Source organism: uncultured Winogradskyella sp., assembly GCF_947496485.1.
Lineage (GTDB): Bacteria > Bacteroidota > Bacteroidia > Flavobacteriales > Flavobacteriaceae > Winogradskyella.
The window spans coordinates 240018-258048 of sequence record NZ_CANMCZ010000005.1 but is presented as its reverse complement, the minus strand read 5'-3'; the positions used below and the strand labels follow the sequence as shown (position 1 = coordinate 258048).

At 32.3% G+C, this 18031-nt stretch carries 10 protein-coding genes; 4 read left to right on the top strand and 6 right to left on the bottom strand.

Annotated elements, in window-relative coordinates; all coding sequences use genetic code 11:
* Positions 1 to 191 precede the first annotated feature (191 nt).
* Positions 192 to 2159, bottom strand: a complete 1968-nt coding sequence (locus Q0822_RS15420; RefSeq protein WP_299125300.1) for a putative porin — start codon at positions 2157 to 2159, stop codon at positions 192 to 194.
* Positions 2160 to 2599: 440 nt separating this feature from the next.
* On the opposite strand from Q0822_RS15420, the gene Q0822_RS15415 reads away from it, so the two are divergent.
* Positions 2600 to 3307, top strand: a complete 708-nt coding sequence (locus Q0822_RS15415) for a DUF4369 domain-containing protein (protein ID WP_299125298.1) — start codon at positions 2600 to 2602, stop codon at positions 3305 to 3307.
* Positions 3308 to 3415: 108 nt separating this feature from the next.
* On the opposite strand, the gene Q0822_RS15410 is transcribed toward Q0822_RS15415, so the two are convergent.
* From Q0822_RS15410 to Q0822_RS15390, 5 genes are all read right to left on the bottom strand, one after another.
* Entirely contained in the window at positions 3416 to 5380 is a 1965-nt protein-coding gene (locus Q0822_RS15410) for a S8 family serine peptidase (protein ID WP_299125295.1), read from the bottom strand.
* Between the two features lie 146 nt (positions 5381 to 5526).
* On the bottom strand, positions 5527 to 7485 hold the full coding sequence (locus Q0822_RS15405; protein WP_299125292.1) for a S8 family serine peptidase: 1959 nt from the start codon (positions 7483 to 7485) through the stop codon (positions 5527 to 5529).
* A gap of 101 nt (positions 7486 to 7586) precedes the next feature.
* Entirely contained in the window at positions 7587 to 8312 is a 726-nt protein-coding gene (locus Q0822_RS15400; protein WP_299125289.1) for a hypothetical protein, read from the bottom strand.
* Between the two features lie 18 nt (positions 8313 to 8330).
* A complete protein-coding gene (locus Q0822_RS15395) occupies positions 8331 to 9827 on the bottom strand; it encodes a RagB/SusD family nutrient uptake outer membrane protein (RefSeq protein WP_299125287.1) in 1497 nt (498 codons plus the stop codon).
* 16 nt (positions 9828 to 9843) lie between these two features.
* Entirely contained in the window at positions 9844 to 13119 is a 3276-nt protein-coding gene (locus Q0822_RS15390; protein ID WP_299125285.1) for a SusC/RagA family TonB-linked outer membrane protein, read from the bottom strand.
* Positions 13120 to 13331: 212 nt separating this feature from the next.
* Between Q0822_RS15390 and Q0822_RS15385 the strand changes: the two genes are divergently transcribed.
* The 3 genes from Q0822_RS15385 (at position 13332) to Q0822_RS15375 (ending at position 17995) form a co-directional block, all read left to right on the top strand.
* Entirely contained in the window at positions 13332 to 13934 is a 603-nt protein-coding gene (locus tag Q0822_RS15385) for a ribonuclease HII (RefSeq protein ID WP_299125282.1), read from the top strand.
* A 32-nt stretch (positions 13935 to 13966) separates the two neighbouring features.
* A complete protein-coding gene (locus Q0822_RS15380; protein ID WP_299125279.1) occupies positions 13967 to 16339 on the top strand; it encodes a ribonuclease HII in 2373 nt (790 codons plus the stop codon).
* 81 nt (positions 16340 to 16420) lie between these two features.
* Positions 16421 to 17995 (top strand): OmpA family protein, encoded by a 1575-nt coding sequence (locus Q0822_RS15375; RefSeq protein WP_299125277.1) that lies wholly within the window; start codon positions 16421 to 16423, stop codon positions 17993 to 17995.
* Positions 17996 to 18031 lie beyond the last annotated feature (36 nt).

Below are 18031 nucleotides of genomic sequence, written 5' to 3'. Positions count from 1 at the left end.
ACTACCCTCTTTGACTCTATATCGCCATTAAGAGGGCGCAAATATATAACTCCTTTTTAATCCTACAACAACTTTTTCTACTTTATTTCTAATACCTTTTTAATAAGCTTATTATGAAGGAATTATAACCAAATATTTATTCAAATCGAATCAAATAATATACTACGGTAATTAATTATTGTTTAAATACCTTATAGGAAGAAATCCCAAACTAACCCAAAACGAATTGTGAAGTCTCGGTATGGATGATTGGGTGCGGAAAAATATTCATAACCAGTGAATGACGAATTGAAATGTTCAGCTTTAAAAAATATCCTAGTTTGCCTAATTTTTGCATTTATAAAAAAATCTAATCTTGGGAAACCACCTAATTCTGTTTCATTTTGATTGTAAAATTCTGCTAACAGAGGATCATAACCATTCATTTTATACTTTGAAAAATAATTAAGGGTTACACCTGTTTGCAAAGTCATTGCTTTTTTAAATAACTGATTTGAATAATACAACGTGTTTCTTGTTATAACGGTTGGAACGTTCAGCACATTATCATCACTTACTATATTTTGATACATTATAGTATTATCTAAAGCAAAATTACCAAGCCTAAACTCCTTTTGCACTTTTAATCTTAAATATTGAAGCGACTTATCGTATTGTTTTGGTGCTACAATTTTAACTTCATCAATCGTATCTTCAAGATTAAAATATGTATAATTCTCTATATTAGATATATCTAAATTAGCATTAAAAAACTTTTCAGATTTAACATTAAAATTCAATTGTTGAGTATTGATATTCTTAAAGTCATTAAAATTATACCAATTATAATTAACATAGTCACTTTGATACAATAGGTGGTTATAATTAGCAAGTCTAGTATTAATATTAACACCTCCTCCTACTATAAAGTCATCAAGTAATTTTACATTTATAATACCTTTTACATAGCTTCCAACAAATTCATCAGATAGATTCAATCCCCCTTGGCCTTCTATATTAAAACCTCTATATGATTTAGAATAAGATCCTTCTACTCCAAAAAAATTATATTTTATTCTATTTGGAATGGTTTCACCTGGAAATAAAACAACACTATCGTATCCATAATTAATATCCGTATAATTTACAGCAAACATTATTTCCCCTAGTGTATCATTAAAATAATTAAGACCTAAAGAAGTTTTAAAATTTTCCAATTTAACCTTATCATCTATACCAACTGTAAAAGCATCACCAAAATAAGTTGTTACTGGAGATGTTTGATTGAATTGATAATATTTGTCTTCCAAAGAAATAGTATTGACAATAGAAACCTTGTTTTGATTAATTGAATCAATTTTCTTTACTATATCGTATGAGTGATTAATATAAAACATCTTACCCCTTAAAATGTTTTCTGCATTTACGAAATTGGGATCAAATACGGATCTGTCTATAAACTCTTCTTCACCAGATTCAAAATTCAATATGTCTTCATTTTTCAATCCACCATTTTCTTGATTCAATATATCTTGCATAACAATGTGCATCCTTACATTGTATCTTTCGCTCTTTGTTTTGTATTTTGATGTGAAACGGAAATTTCCAGAGCTGGTAAGTGCATTTTGATAATTACCTAAAGATCTTAATCCTTTATAAGCAATTGAAAAGTTGAATTGTTTTGATAGATTCAGAGAAAAGAAAGCATCTAACATTTGCCCCTGTTCAAATGCTGTTTTGTAAGTCAATCTTGTCCAAGGTGTAGGAACTTCGTAATATTTTATTTCATTACTTTCTGAATAATTGAAATGACGTGCTCTTGCTCCAAATAACGGTACAGTGTTATCATCTGCGGCATTAAAACTTAAAGTATTATATGTTTGCCCAATATTTGCAAACGGCATTAGACCAAAATTATCTCTCTGTAGATAATTAAATCTATAATCCTTTTTAATTGATATCGTAGTATCTACTTCAATTGAATCTATAGTACTGGTAAACTGTAGATACATATCTATAGTAGCCAAATTTTTAAAGCCTTTAGAACGCTTAACGGTGGCTGAATCTTTACCGAATAAATCGTTGACAGGAGGAGCGTTTGTATTATTTAACTTTACTTGACAGTCTATCTCACTGAGTAAAAAAAGGCAAGCAATTGCTATTATATATTTTATTTGCATTTTAGATTAATATATACTCTAACAAAGTTTATTGTAAATTATTGTTTCTGTATAAAATTGGTATTGAAGTATTTTATATTTTTTTCGCTAAAATACAATTTTGTTTATCACTCTCTGATAGATGCCATCAATTAGTTTTATTTTTTACCTCATAAGTAAAACTGACTATTAACTCTTATTTTTAGACATTTTTTAAATTTATTTTTTTTAATATTAAAAAGTTTTAATCTATAGTTTTGTATAAATTATATCAATCATCATAAAATTTCTATTTTCGTATAATGATTTATAACTAACTCCTTGTGTCAAAGGCACTATTGAAGTAATCTTTACTCTATTTAAATATTAAGGAAGTTATATTGTATAAATTTATCTTTTACAACACATATTTTGAACTTTAAACAACCATGTTTTTTTAATTAACACTTATGCAAAATTCAATGAAACAACTTATTATTCTATCTGTCCTTAGCATAGTTTTATTTTCTTGTCAGGGAACTAGATCAAATTATGAAATAGACGGTACAGCTAAAGGCGTATCTGATGGTGCTAAAATTTATTTAAAAAGAATAACAGAAAATGGTAGAGAACATATAAAAGACACAGCAATTATTGCTGACGGAAAATTTAGGATGTCTGGTAAAGTGGCAGAACCAACTATACATTTTATGTCGTCAGATAAGATGCAAGGACAATTAATTTTCATGTTAGAAAATAGCAATATTGACATTAATTTAAACAAAGATAATTTGATGCTTTCAAAAATTACTGGATCAAAATCTAATAAAGGTTTCATTCTTTTTAGAGCTGGAATGGATTCGATTAGGGAAGAAAGTAGAAAAATTGTTTACAAATACCGCTCTGAAGGTCTTTCCTCTGGTAAAGAGGTCAGGGATTCACTTCATAAACTTTTAGAAAAATCAAGTATTGCAACACAAGACTATCCATTAACCTATGTAAAAAAATACAACGATAACTATTTTAGTCTAAATCTTATTGGCTTAGAAGCTAACAAACCTAATTTTGATGCTATTGCGTTTCGTGAAGCTTTTGAAAATTTGAGTCCAGAACTTAAAGACTCGCCGAAGGGAATTAAAACAAAACAAAAACTAGACTCTCTAATAGTTTTAAAGAATAAAAATAAATAGATTGATATTTATTTCTAAAAAAACAACAGCTTAGAAAGCTAGCTTTCTAAGCTGTTATAATAAAGTGAAAATTGAAATTTAAGACAATCTTCTCTTCTAATTTTTAAGTTAATTTATCACTAATTTATGTGAAGTGACTCTACTACCATCAGATATATTCAGCATATATACACCAGATTTTGCATTATCTAAAGAAATTGTCTCGTTAAAAATTGATGATATATTATTGAAGTTATTATTATAAACCAACCTTCCCTGAAGATCATATATATCTACTTTAACATTATTATTGTTACTACTTAAATTAGACTCAAAACTAATTGTAAATTCTCCTTTAGAAGGATTAGGATAAACAACTAAACTCCTAGCCAAATCATTTTCATCAACACCCAGCGTAAGGTTATTACCTGTTACAATTATAGAAAAATCTTGGCTCTGTGGATCAAAAGGTCCTCCAACATTACCTTGCAAAGTTCCTTTATGGGTCACTGTAAATGTATACATTCCGGTTGTTGGAGCTTCTATATCTATTCTTTCTATATTATCCACATTATTATCCCCTTTAGAATTAGAAAAACCACTCGATGGATTAAAATCTAATTTCCATGGAAGATAAGTTGTACTTCCATCTGAAATTCTTAAATCTAAATCATTGACAAGTCTTGGAGTTGGATCATTTACTGTTCCGTCTGAAACTTGACCTGGCATATCTGTCCAACACATTGTAGCAGATAATTTATCCCCAGCTTCTGCTGATATTGTGAAAGTATAGGTTTCACCTTCTCCCAAAGTTAATTCGTCCATTACAGCCGCAGAGTTATTTGCGTCCATTATTGTTGTCGCCGAAGCTCTGGCATTTAAAAATCCCCATCCAAATATTGGATCAGGGCCAGTTGTAGCACTATCATCAATTGCTGTATGACATACTAAACCTTTTAATGTCGATGAATTCATATATTCACCGTATAATTGGTTATAATACTGTTGTAAAAGCACTAAAGTACCTGCAGTATTTGGTGAAGCCATTGACGTTCCTGAAAACGTTGAATATGATCCATTAGGAGTAGGAGACAACAAATTTGAGCCATCAGCAGCTATATCAGGTTTTATTCTTAAATCATCTGTAGGTCCTTGACCACTACTAGAATTGATAGCCAAACTAAATAATTCATAATTACCACTAAACAAAGGTTGCTCCGTTACTGAGGGGTTAGCATTAGCAACAACTAAATTATTTTTAGCAACTAACTCTGCAACTAGTTTGTCATAATCTGGATAAAGTCCACCTGGATAACTTACATTTCCATCATTACCAGCAGCCCATACTATTAAGTATTTAGGATTATTCTTTGCAATATTATCAATATCTCTTGCGTCTTGAGAATAAGCACCAATGAAAGAAGCATCCAACTGACCACTGTCTTGATTAATTGGAATACCATAAGAATGGTTTGAAAGAATAATTGGATTAGTTGGATCATTAACAGCTGTAATCATTTCTGCTTCATCATTGGACCAATTGTAAGATTTGATATTAACATTAGGAGCCATTCCAATAGCATTTGGATCTACACCTTTAGCTGATATAGTTCCTGCGACGTGAGTTGCATGAGAACTAGAGCCTGTATCACCATCAACAACTTGGCTATCTATAATTGTAACCCGAGACCCTGTTCCTGAGGTAGTACCAAATTCAGCATGGGTGTTATCCGCAGGACCTCCATCCCAAACACCTACAGTCATTCCAGAGCCATCTAAATTTAAATTTAGACTACCTCCTGCCCATAAATCAACTGTTTTTGTTCCTCTGGCAGCTTCTAGGTTGGAGGTTGATTGATATATTGGCTTACCATTAATTATATCATAGATGTATGCAAAATTAAACCCGTCATCAATAAGAGTAGCTTTTCGCTCAGGATGACTTAGAAGATAAGCATTAACCCTTTCTTTACGAAGCGATTCTTGTTGATTGAATTCTCTTAATAATTCTTTATTTTCTTTGGATAAATTGGGATTCTGGGCTATCAAACTATAAGTTAGTAGCAGACCAATGGTGAGTAAAATATTCTTCATTCTCATAATTTTTTAATTTTTTATTGCAATATATGAATATTTTGAATCTCTTTCGGAAAAATAACAGCTTAGAAAGCTAGCTTTCTAAGCTGTTATAATAAAGTGAAAATTGAAATTTAAGACAATCTTCTCTTCTAATTTTTAAGTTAATTTATCACTAATTTATGTGAAGTGACTCTACTACCATCAGATATATTCAGCATATATACACCAGATTTTGCATTATCTAAAGAAATTGTCTCGTTAAAAATTGATGATATATTATTGAAGTTATTGTTATAAACCAACCTTCCCTGAAGATCATATATATCTACTTTAACATTATTATTGTTACTACTTAAATTAGACTCAAAACTAATTGTAAATTCTCCTTTAGAAGGATTAGGATAAACAACTAAACTCCTAGCCAAATCATTTTCATCAACACCCAGCGTAAGGTTATTACCTGTTACAATTATAGAAAAATCTTGGCTCTGTGGATCAAAAGGTCCTCCAACATTACCTTGCAAAGTTCCTTTATGGGTCACTGTAAATGTATACATTCCGGTTGTTGGAGCTTCTATATCTATTCTTTCTATATTATCCACATTATTATCCCCTTTAGAATTAGAAAAACCACTCGATGGATTAAAATCTAATTTCCATGGAAGATAAGTTGTACTTCCATCTGAAATTCTTAAATCTAAATCATTGACAAGTCTTGGAGTTGGATCATTCACTGTTCCGTCTGAAACTTGACCTGGCATATCTGTCCAACACATTGTAGCAGATAATTTATCCCCAGCTTCTGCTGATATTGTGAAAGTATAGGTTTCACCTTCTCCCAAAGTTAATTCGTCCATTACAGCCGCAGAGTTATTTGCGTCCATTATTGTTGTCGCCGAAGTTCTGGCATTTAAAAATCCCCATCCAAATATTGGATCTGGTCCATTTGTAACACTATCATCTATTGCTGTATGACATACTAACCCTCTTAATGTCGAAGAATTCATATAAGAACCATTGAGTTGATTATGGTATTGCTGTAATAATACTAGTGTACCTGTTGTATTAGGTGAAGCCATTGAAGTCCCTGAAGTAGTTCTATAAGATCCATCCAGAGCCGTAGAATACAAATTTGAGCCATCAGCAGCTATATCTGGTTTTATTCTTAAATCATCAGTAGGTCCTTGACTACTGCCAGAATTTATTGCTAGGCTAAAAAGTTCATAGTTACCACTAAATAAAGGTTGCTCAGTTACAGAGGGATTAGCGTTAGCAATAATAAGCGTATTTTTGGCATTTTTCTCTGAGGTTAGCTTGTCATAATCTGGATACATTCCTCCTGGATAACTAACATTGCCTGAATTACCAGCAGAGGTTACTATTAAATATTTAGGATTATTCTTTGCAATATTATCTGCGTTTCTTGCACCTTGTGTATAAGCACCTATTTGAGAGGCATCTAGTTGACCATTATCTTGATTAATTGGAATACCATAAGAATGATTAGAAAGAATAATTGGATTAGTTGGGTCATTTACAGCTGTAACCATTTCTGCTTCGTCATCTGTCCAATTGTAAGATTTGATATTAACATTAGGTGCCATTCCAACAGCATTTGGATCTACACCTTTAGCTGATATAGTACCTGAAACATGAGTTGCATGCGAACTAAAAGTTATGTTACTATCAAAATTATCTATAATTGTAACACGAGATTCAGTTCCTGATGCAGTTCCAAATTCAGGATGCGTGTTATCTATTGAGCCTCCGTCCCAAACCCCTACAGTCATTCCTGAACCATCCAAGGTTAAACCAAGACTTCCACCTGTCCATAAATCTACAGTTTTTGTTCCTCTTGCAGCCTCTAAATTGTCTGTAGATCTGTATACTGCCTTACCATTAATTACATCATAGATGTATGCAAAGTTAAACCCGTCATCAATAAGACTAGCCGTCTTCTCAGGGTGACTTTGAAGATAATTATTTACTCTGCTTTTACGAAGTAATTCTTGTTCGTTTAATTCTCTTAATAATTCTTTATTTTCTTTGGATAAATTGGGATTCTGGGCTATCAAACTATAAGTTAGTAGCAGACCAATGGTGAGTAAAATATTCTTCATTCTAATAGCTATTATTTTTTATTGCAATATATGAATATTTTATTTTTTTCTAAAAAAAAAGCCACCTGTAAAAGGTGGCTTTTATAAATATAAGTAATAAATTAATCAACTGTAAAAGTCGCTGAAGCTTGAGAACCACCTAAAGTAGTATCTTCCACTAAAGTACCTGCATCAGATGTTACGTTGAAAGTTGGTCCACCATCTCCATAAGAGTCATATACCACTACACCGTATTCACCTGGTAACATACAATATTCAAAAGATAATTCTGCGAAATCATCATCAGGATTAATGTAAGGACCACCAGAATAAATTACAGTAGGAGTACCTGATAAATCATATATCTCCCAAGTTGTTTCATCTGGCCAAGTATCTAAAGTCAAATTAAATCGAACTAAAGAACCAGGACATAACTCTGCTACATTAAGAGTTATAGGCTCACCAACTGATATGCCATCACCTTGTAAAAACTCAACAATAAGAGTTTGAGCCTCAAAAGCTAAAGTATCATCATCTGTTACGGATATTGTTAAAACTCCTTCGTTTGAATTCGCAGGAACAGTAACCGTTGCTGGCACAGAATAATTAGCAGACAAAGTAGAAGCATCATTAACTAATACACTAAATGATCTATCAGACCCAGTCTTATTACCTGTATATACAACTATATCCTTTGCGCTAGTACCATTTGCAGCAACTTGAAATCCAACTTCTTCAGATTCGAAAGTTACATAATTTACGCTCTCACCGATTCCGTTTTCATCTTCACAACTAAAACTAATTAGTAGAAGCAAACAAAATGCCGTGTAATTTAAAAATTTATTCATTAGTAAAATGTTATTTAGTTAGTTTTGATCATTTATGAAAGGATTATCCTGAATTTCCCTTTGTGGAATTTCAAAAGTTAATCTATCATCATTATGCTGAATAGTTTCACCAGCAAAAGATAAATGATTAGTTCCTCTTACAATTGAAGCTTGGTTTCTTTTCATAGCAAAATATGACTTCCCTTCACCCCATAATTCTAATCTAGTTTGTTTATATACTTCATCAATTAGAGCTTGTCCACTTAAACCAGCCAAGTATGATGTATCACTTATTCTATTATCAACAAGTAAACCTAAAGTTGTTCTTGCTTGAGCATCCATACCTTGTTTAGCCTCTGCTTCAGCTTTTAATAAAATCATTTCTGCATGACGCATGTAAACATAATCAGCCTTAACTGCTGTTGATGTACCAAATGGTACACGATCTACATCATATTGCTTAAACAAAGGTTGTAAGTAATTAGCACCTGCACCATTAAAGAATTGATCTCTTCTAATATCATCAGCTCTCATACTCTCATATAAACCAGCATCTATTGCTTTTGTATCACCAACAGCAGCATAGCTATATGAGAAATAATCTACCTGTCCCCACCAAGAAATTAAACCTACACCAGAGTTTTCGTTGATATCAACACCCCATAACCATGAAGGGTTTCCAACATCATTAAAACCACCTAAGATTCCGTAAGGATCAGATGTAGATGGCATTAAAACAGTACCAGATTCAGCTAAAACATCTCCAGCAAGTGCAGCCACTTCGCTCCATCTAGTTCTTTGTGCCGCTATAGCATAAGCCAAAATACCTTTTGCTACAGATTGATCAATCTTAGATTTAGAAGTTCTGTTATAACCCTCTAATAATTCAATTGCTCTATTTAAACCTGACTCTATAAGAGCATACACCTCGCCTTGAGTTGCCTTAGGCAATGTTTCTGCCGTAAGTTCCGCATAAAGTGGAATAATAGGCTGATCAGCATCATAATCATCAGCGTACAATTGCGCTAACATAAAATATGAATGTGCTCTAGATGCCAATGCCTGCCCCAAGAGTGCTCTTGCTTCAGGATTTTCTGGATCACCATCTGGTCCACCAAGATTAGACATCGCTAAGTTGGCATTAAGAATTTGCCCATAATAATATGACCAAGTCTGAAAATTATCACCAAATGTAAAATCTTGTGTAGCTTGCATTTCAGTTATAGATGCTCTATACCATCCATATACACTACCAGATAAAGCCATGTCACTACAAAGCATATCAGAGAAAACATCATATGCTTTTTGACCAAAATCATCATGACCTGTTGTTCCACCAGAACCACTAGTAAACATTTGTGTGTAAATACCGTCAACTGTACCCGCAACTAAAGCAGGGTTTAAATCTACAACATCACTTAATTCAGATTCTGAAAGGAATTCTGTAGGTTGAGTGTTTAGAAAATCATTCTCACAACTTTGAAGTCCAAACATAAGGACACCTAAACCGATTAATTTTAATACATTTTTTTTCATATCGCTTTTTTTTAAATTAAAATTTCATTCTTAAACCAACAGTAAAAGATGATAAAGGCGCATACTGATTTCTACGCGTGTTTCCACCTTCTCTTACTAAAGGGTTATAACCTTTTCTCGCCGTACTGATAAATAAATTATCACCAGACACGAAAAGATTAATATTATCTATACCAGTATTTTCTAACATTTTACCACCTAAGTTATAACCGATATTAACACTGTTTAAACCAATGAAGTCAGATTTGATAAGGAATCTATCACTAGCACCAACATCATTAGCAACAGAACCATTTCCTAATTTAGGAACATTAGTAATATCGCCAGGTTGTTGCCATCTGTCTCTTATATCAGCATGTAACGTACCACTGGCTGTTGAAAAACCACGCTCAAAAAATTCACGGTAGTTATTATCAAACGCGTGTCCACCAAACTGGTAAGTAAACTGTAAAGCATAAGTAAAACTATGAACATTACCGCTTAATCTAAATGCACCTGAAAGATCTGGAAGTAAAGACTTACCTACATACTTCTGAGTTGCATCATCATAATTCTTTGTTACTTGTCTTTTAAAATTATTAGCACCTGGGTTATTAAATTTGTGAACCTCTAAAGAAGCCTGCTCAATTTCTTCACCAGCATCTAATACATCATTATCATTTAAATCATCAAAGTATTCAAACCACATTGGTAAACCATCTGCTGGGTCAACACCAGCATACTCTCTGTAATAAAAATCAAAAATAGATCTACCAACTTGATATCCAACTCTAGCACCACCAAAAGTTGTGTTAATAAATTCATTAGGAGTTTCTGCTGGTAAGGCAAGTAACTCATTATCAATATGAGTTCCGTTAACACCTAAGTCCATAGTTATATTATCCTTTCTCAGGATATGGAAATTTAAATCAAATTCTATACCTGCGTTTCTTAATTCACCGTCATTAACTAACAATCCAGCTGAACCAGATGCAGGATTTACTGGTTTATTGAAGAATAAATTTTCAGTATCGTTGATATAATAATCTATGCTACCATCAACAATATCACCAAGTGTGAATTCTAAACCTGTTTGAATTTGTTTTTTTCTTTCCCAAGTAATATCAGGGTTTGCGATGTTACCTTCTAGTGCAACTGAAAATCCACCATCTAAATTTGTAACATCAAATAAATTTTGACCTACATAGTAAGATCCTGTTGCAGAGAATACACCTGCCTCATCACCAGCTAAGCCATATGAAGCCTTAAGTTTCAAAAATCTTAAGAAATCACTTTCAGCCCAAGATTCGTTTGTTATAATCCAAGCAGCACCTAATGAATAAAATGTATCCCACTTATTCTTAAAGAATACTGATGACCCATCTCGTCTTAAAGAACCTGTAAAGAAATACTTGTCATCATAATCATAATTCACCTGACCAAAATAAGATTCTAAAGTTCTTCCTTCTTGGAAACCTTCAGCTGGTCTTATGCTTTCAATATATTGTGTTAATTCCAATGCAAATGGCACTTCAGCACCAGACTTATTAGCATCGATTATAGCAATATTAAGATTATTACTCTCATGAGCAGCTAATACTTCTAAAGAATGATTACCAAAGTCTGTATTATAGCGTAATAACTTTAAAAAGTTAATAGTCTCATTAGTTGAATTTATTTGATTCAATTGACCTCCAGCAGGAGCTCCAAAACCATAAAATTGGTTTGACATATTCTTAAAAATATTACCTCTATATTGGTAACTTAGTGAACTTTCAAAAGTTAGACCCTTAGCTAAATCAATATCGATGTTAGCACTTCCAACAAGTTCGTTTCTGTCATAACCCCTGAAATCGTAAAGTATATTACCATATGGACTTACACCATCTGAAGAAGGTCTACCTGGCGCAGTACCACCAGTACTAATAGCACCATAATCAGGTATAAAACCACCTAATATTGGATCTGGCACTTTATTACCATTGTCATCTCTAAGAAATACACCAAAAATTGTTGGCACTTTGTCAATAAACTCAAAAATAGCTGATGATCCACCTAGAGCAGTATTATCTCTTTGTTCTGCATATAAATAAGAAATGTTAGCACCAACTTTTAACCAATCTTTAATTTGAGAAGACACATTAGTTCTTACTGTGTATCTCTTAAAAGAAGATGATTCTACAATTCCGTTATCATCTAAGAAACCACCAGAAATAAAATATCGAGATTTCTCGTTACCACCACCAAATCTTACATTAGCTTCATGACGTAATCCATCACGTATAACTAAATCTTCAAAGCTTTCTGGAGTAAACTTTCTAGCAACACCTGTAAATTTACCAGTTGCTGGGTTTATTAATTGGTTACCAGGAGCATCCCACATATTGTAACGTGTTGGTAAAACACCTGTAGCACCACTATTACTAACTAAATTTTCAGTAGCCCATGTACTAGCAACTGCTAAACTTTCGCCATTATTTATCATTCGTCCATTTCTCAAACCTTCCCATATTAATTCTAGGTTTTCCTCTTGGTTCGTAATTGTTTCGTAACGAGGTATTATTTGCGTATTGATACCAGTTTTAAAATCTACTTCAATATAGCTTTCGCTAGAAGAACCTGATTTTGTAGTAATTAAAACTACACCATTAGCCCCTCTTGATCCGTAAATAGCTGTCGCCGTAGCATCCTTTAATATAGACGTACTTTGAATATCTGTCGGATTGATAGCATTTAAAGTCTCTAAAGCAGTAATTGGAACACCATCAACTACGTAAAGTGGAGTTCTGTTACCACTTATTGATCCATAACCACGAATACGTACAGTAGATACCGAACCTGGCTGACCAGTAGTATTAATAACCTGAACACCTGACGCCTCACCTGCTAGAGATTGAGTTACGTTTGCGAAATTCTTATTTTCAATATCTTTTGTGGAAACTGTTGTAACTGTTCCGGCAAAAGCTTTTTTAGTTGTTGTACCATAACCTACAACAACAACTTCATCTAAAGCGTTGTCAAGTTCAAGCGCAACATCATAAGTGCTTGCAGCACCAATAGTAACTTCGGTATTTTTCATACCCACGTATGAAATTACCAGGACATCGCCCGTATTAACAGATATGGAATATTTTCCATCAAAATCTGTTTGTTGACCTCTTGAGGTACCTTTCACAATTACACTAGCGCCAGGAAGGGGTAAACCATCATCTGCTGTTGTAACTGTCCCTGTGACAGTTTTCTCTTGTGCAAAAGAAAATTGCATCACGAACGCCATAAAAAGCGTCAATAACCATGTTAACTTTAATTTCATAAAACAATTATTTGAGTTAGTCTAGTTGCAAACATCTTAATTAAATATTAAATAAGCAAGTGTTTTTGCCAAAAAAATGTTAATACTAAATCGATTTCGCCAACAGCACACAAAATTATATTTTCAATGTTTTAACCATTAACTCATTACTTAGATGCAAAAACTGCAAAAGGGTTGCGTTAAAATTTTAACTTTGTTGAAATTTTTACATTTTGTCTCTTAAAATTCAATATTCCTCTTTTGATCTAGAATGTGGTACTGACGAGGCAGGCAGAGGCTGTTTAGCCGGTCCTGTTACTGCAGCAGCAGTTATTTTACCTCCATCATTTAACAATGACATATTAAATGATTCTAAACAACTTTCAGAAAAAAAAAGAAATATTTTAAAACCAATTATTGAAACAGAAGCAACTGCCTTTGCATTTCAACATATTTTTGAAACCGAAATTGACACTATAAATATTTTGAACGCCTCCATAAAGGCAATGCATGAATCTATTGATAAACTCAAAACGGTTCCAAATTATATTATAGTAGACGGAAACAAGTTTAAACCTTACAAAACAATTCCACATGAAACTATAATAAAAGGAGATAGTAAATATCTTAGCATTGCAGCTGCTTCAATTTTAGCCAAAACGTATAGAGATGAATACATGGAAAAAATTCATAAAGAATTTCCTATGTACAATTGGAAACAGAACAAAGGTTACCCAACAAGAGAACATAGGGCAGCGATTAAAGAATTTGGTGTCACAAAATATCACAGAAAATCATTTAGATTATTACCAGAGCAATACCGTTTAGATATATAACTTTATATATTTGTGATAACAATTTTATATTAATGAAGAAATTCGGATTTTTAATAGTGCTACTATCTTTTCTATTAGCCTGTAAAAAAGATTATAATAAAAACAAACAAGCCTTTCAGTTCATACCAAATAACGTTACCTCTGTGATAAAGGTATCTGAACTTAATGACTTTAATAATAGTATTGAAAATCATAATATACTTTCTGGTATATATAATAAGGAGTTAACAAACGCTTCTGCGGTTCTAAAACATCTGAATACAACCAAACAGGTTTTTATAGGTTTCTCTGATTCAAGCGAAAATAATTCGGACTATGTAATTCTTACAGAAAATGATTCCACTTTATTTGTAGTTGACTCTATTTCTAATCACATATCGGAAACCTTGATCAATTTCGAAATTGAAAAAAGTCAAATAGATACCACAATTATATATCATAAAATTGTTGGACATGTTTTTGCTGCATCTAATAATCTAGAAATTCTAAAAAGCCTAAATCCTAAAGAAGAAAACACTGAGTTGAGTAAATTGATCGAAACTACGGATAACAAATCTGTTGCTTCAATAGTTTTTAAATCTGATTCAGAAAATTATTCAAAATTACTTTTTACTAATATTAAAGATAAGAACATTACTTCTAGTTTTACAGTTTTAGATTTTAACTACTTAGCGAATAGCCTTCAATACAATGGGATATTGACTTCAAAAGACTCTATTACTAATAATTTAGATGTTTTTAAACATACAATTCCCCAGAAAACAAATACGCCAGCAATAGCACCCCAAAATACAAGGTCATTATTAAGTATTACTTATGACGACTTTACAGTTTTTAATAAAAACCTTAGTCAATTAAATCAACAAGACAATGATGATTCAGTAGTGTTTTTGAGTTTCACCAACGAAATTGCCTTAATAGATAATGCTGTACTATTACATACATTAGATCCAAACTTAGTCTTAGAATCTATTGAAGAAAAATCTAATGCAGAAACGTTTAGGGATATTGAAATATTCGAATCCGAAAACACAGATTTTTTCAAATCAAGTTTAAAACCATTTATCACTTTTGAGAATGCAAAGTATTTTTCAGTCTTTGATAACTTTATTGTGTTTTCAAATTCAACCAAAGCCATTAAAACTATACTTACAAGTGCCCTAAATGGTAATACACTGGCAAATTCAGATGCCTTTACTAATATTAGCGAATATCTTAGTGATGAGTCCTCTTTATTTATTTTTAAAGATGCTGAAGGATTAGCTGAAATTTTAGATCAAGACAACAAAGGTTATAATGCCAATGCCGTACAGTATATTTATGAGGATAATTATGCACATGTCAATGGCATCATTCAAAAATTTAAGAGAAAAGCAGCTTCTCTTTCTATTACAGAAGCTTTTACCACAGAAATTGAAGCAGAAATAATCTCAGTACCGCAAACACTTAAAAACCATGTTACAAGTGCTCGCGATATTGCAGTACAAGACGTAAACAATATGCTTTACCTTATTTCAAATTCAGGCAATATTCTTTGGAAAAAACAATTACAAGGAAAAATTCTAGGCAATATTGAACAAATTGACATGTTTAAAAACGGTCGATTACAACTTGCTTTTGCAACGCCAAATCGAATTTATGTTTTAGATCGTAATGGTAAAGACGTATCGCCATTTCCCTTAAAATTTAACGATGTAATTACCCAACCACTTTCCGTATTTGATTACGATAAAAGAAAAAACTACAGGCTCTTAGTTACCCAAGGAAAAAATCTTTTGATGTATGATGCTAAAGGAGCATCAATATCAGGTTTTAAATATAAAAACAATGGTTTTACTATTTCCAGTCAACCAAAGCACTTTAGAATAGGCAGTAAAGATTATATTGCTTTTGCTGCTGGGGAAACACTGAAGTTGTTAAACCGTCAAGGAAGTGTTCGTATTAGCGTAAAAGATAAAATTCGGTTTTCTGATAACGAACTGTATTTATATAAAAATAAATTCACTACAACCAATACACTTGGTCAACTTGTACAGGTAGACGCTAAAGGAAAATTGAGTACAAAAAACTTAATTCTTCCAGACAAACACAAAGTTGAAGCGACCAGTAAAACTTTAGTTTCTTTGACAGAAAATAAGCTCAACATAAAGTCTAGAACAGTAGATTTAGATTACGGCGAATACACAGCTCCTAAGATCTTCTATCTCAATGACAAAATATATGTATCCACTACAGATTTACAATCTAAAAAAGTATATCTATTTGATAGCCAAGCCAAGCCTATAGCTAATTTTCCAGTTTTTGGAACTTCTGCAGCAGAGCTGCAAGAATTAGATGAGGAAAAAGGCCTAGAACTTATTACACAGAGTGATGATAAAACACTTGTAGTTTATAAAATACACTAAAATCCTTATCAATTACATATTTCATTTTTTAGTATCAATAGTTATACTTATTTTTATCCTGCTATTAATCAATTACTTAAAATGAATTATCCCACAGTTTTAAAACATTTCATAGTTACATTTTGTTTCTTCATTTTCACAACACCAATTATTGATGCGCAAACAAAAAAAATAAAACGCCCAAAAAATAGAGTTGGTATTTCTAGCGTAGATAGATTTGTACAAGAGTCTTTCGATTTATACGATAAAGTATACAAATACGATGGATATGCTGAAGCTGGTACTCCATTAGAAGATGAAGATATTGATGTTTTAGAAGATGCTTTAGAAGACGTCTCTGCCTTGAGCGAAAGTGCACCAGATATTTTAGGAGATTTAGATGGTGCTGGTATGCTTAAACAAGGAAAAGCGACACTACAGATTAATCGCGCTAAAAAAGCTTTGAAATATAGTATAAAAACTGCCAAAGAATTACTTTTTGGTCAGCGAGAAGGTGATAATGACGGTGATAATAATGACGATAAGGAAAGTAATGAATCTAAAGATGATTCAGATAAGAAATCAGACACCAATTCTGATGTAGATGACGAAGAAAATAACAGAGAAATTGAAGAAGAACCTTCAAACATTTCAGATGGTTTAGAAGTCTACAGTAAATACGATTTTGTCCCAGGTGATAAACTCATATTTTATGATGATTTTTCTAATGATTTTATTGGTGATTTCCCTGCTAAATGGAATACAAATGGCTCAGGAGAAGTTGTTACACTTAACAAAGTTTCAGGCAGATGGTTTGAGCTAAAAGGGGGCTCTAACACTTATTATATTCCAAATCTTCCAAGAAATCTTCCGGAGAATTACACAATTGAATTTGATGTTATGACATTAGGCATAGGTCAGAAAACTTCAATTGGCGCACATTTAGAGGTTAAATTAGAAGACAATAATGAATTTAAAACTGGGCGTGACAATGCTAGAGTCCAAATCCCATTTGTTCAATATACTGTTTCTAATTTTCGCGTAATAAATAAGTTAGATGCTAAAAACACGATAAATAATAGTATCAAAGCAGATATTAGAAAAGCGGTTTTAAACAAACCTCACATCTCCATTGCTGTTAACAAAGAACGTCTAAGAGTATGGATAAATGAAAAAAAATGTGTTGATATTCCAAAAATGATTGGTGTAAATTCACCTATAAATTCTCTTAAATTCCATCTTAGTGGTTTTAAAACAGAAGGCAAAGAAAGTTTGTTTATTTCAAATCTTAAAATTGCAGAAGGAGGTGAAGATTTAAGACGAAAACTATTAAATGAGGGTAAAATTTCTACCAATGGCATTTTATTCGATTCTGGCTCAGCAAATATTCAACCACAAAGTCTTGGAATTGTAAGACAGATTTCACAAGTTTTAATGCAAGATGATAACATAAAACTGAACATTATTGGTCATACAGATTCAGATGGTACAGATGATGCTAATTTAAAACTATCTAAAGCCAGAGCTGCTGCTGTTAAAGATGTGCTAATAAATATATATAATATTTCTGAAGGTCGTTTAACTACAGACGGGAAAGGCGAAACTCAACCTGTTGGAGACAATAATACCACTAATGGAAAAGCACAAAATAGACGTGTAGAATTTGTAAAAATATAACGATAACCAAATCTAAGTCCTCGAGTCTGAAAACGC

Excerpts from the sequence above, each read along its gene's own strand:
- Q0822_RS15390 (WP_299125285.1), bottom strand. The coding sequence starts at position 13,119 with ATGAAATTAAAGTTAACATGGTTATTGACGCTTTTTATGGCGTTCGTG.
- Q0822_RS15395 (WP_299125287.1), bottom strand. The coding sequence starts at position 9,827 with ATGAAAAAAAATGTATTAAAATTAATCGGTTTAGGTGTCCTTATGTTT.
- Q0822_RS15375 (WP_299125277.1), top strand. The coding sequence starts at position 16,421 with ATGAATTATCCCACAGTTTTAAAACATTTCATAGTTACATTTTGTTTC.
- Q0822_RS15405 (WP_299125292.1), bottom strand. The coding sequence starts at position 7,485 with ATGAAGAATATTTTACTCACCATTGGTCTGCTACTAACTTATAGTTTG.
- Q0822_RS15410 (WP_299125295.1), bottom strand. The coding sequence starts at position 5,380 with ATGAAGAATATTTTACTCACCATTGGTCTGCTACTAACTTATAGTTTG.
- Q0822_RS15400 (WP_299125289.1), bottom strand. The coding sequence starts at position 8,312 with ATGAATAAATTTTTAAATTACACGGCATTTTGTTTGCTTCTACTAATT.
- Q0822_RS15415 (WP_299125298.1), top strand. The coding sequence starts at position 2,600 with ATGAAACAACTTATTATTCTATCTGTCCTTAGCATAGTTTTATTTTCT.
- Q0822_RS15380 (WP_299125279.1), top strand. The coding sequence starts at position 13,967 with ATGAAGAAATTCGGATTTTTAATAGTGCTACTATCTTTTCTATTAGCC.
- Q0822_RS15420 (WP_299125300.1), bottom strand. The coding sequence starts at position 2,159 with ATGCAAATAAAATATATAATAGCAATTGCTTGCCTTTTTTTACTCAGT.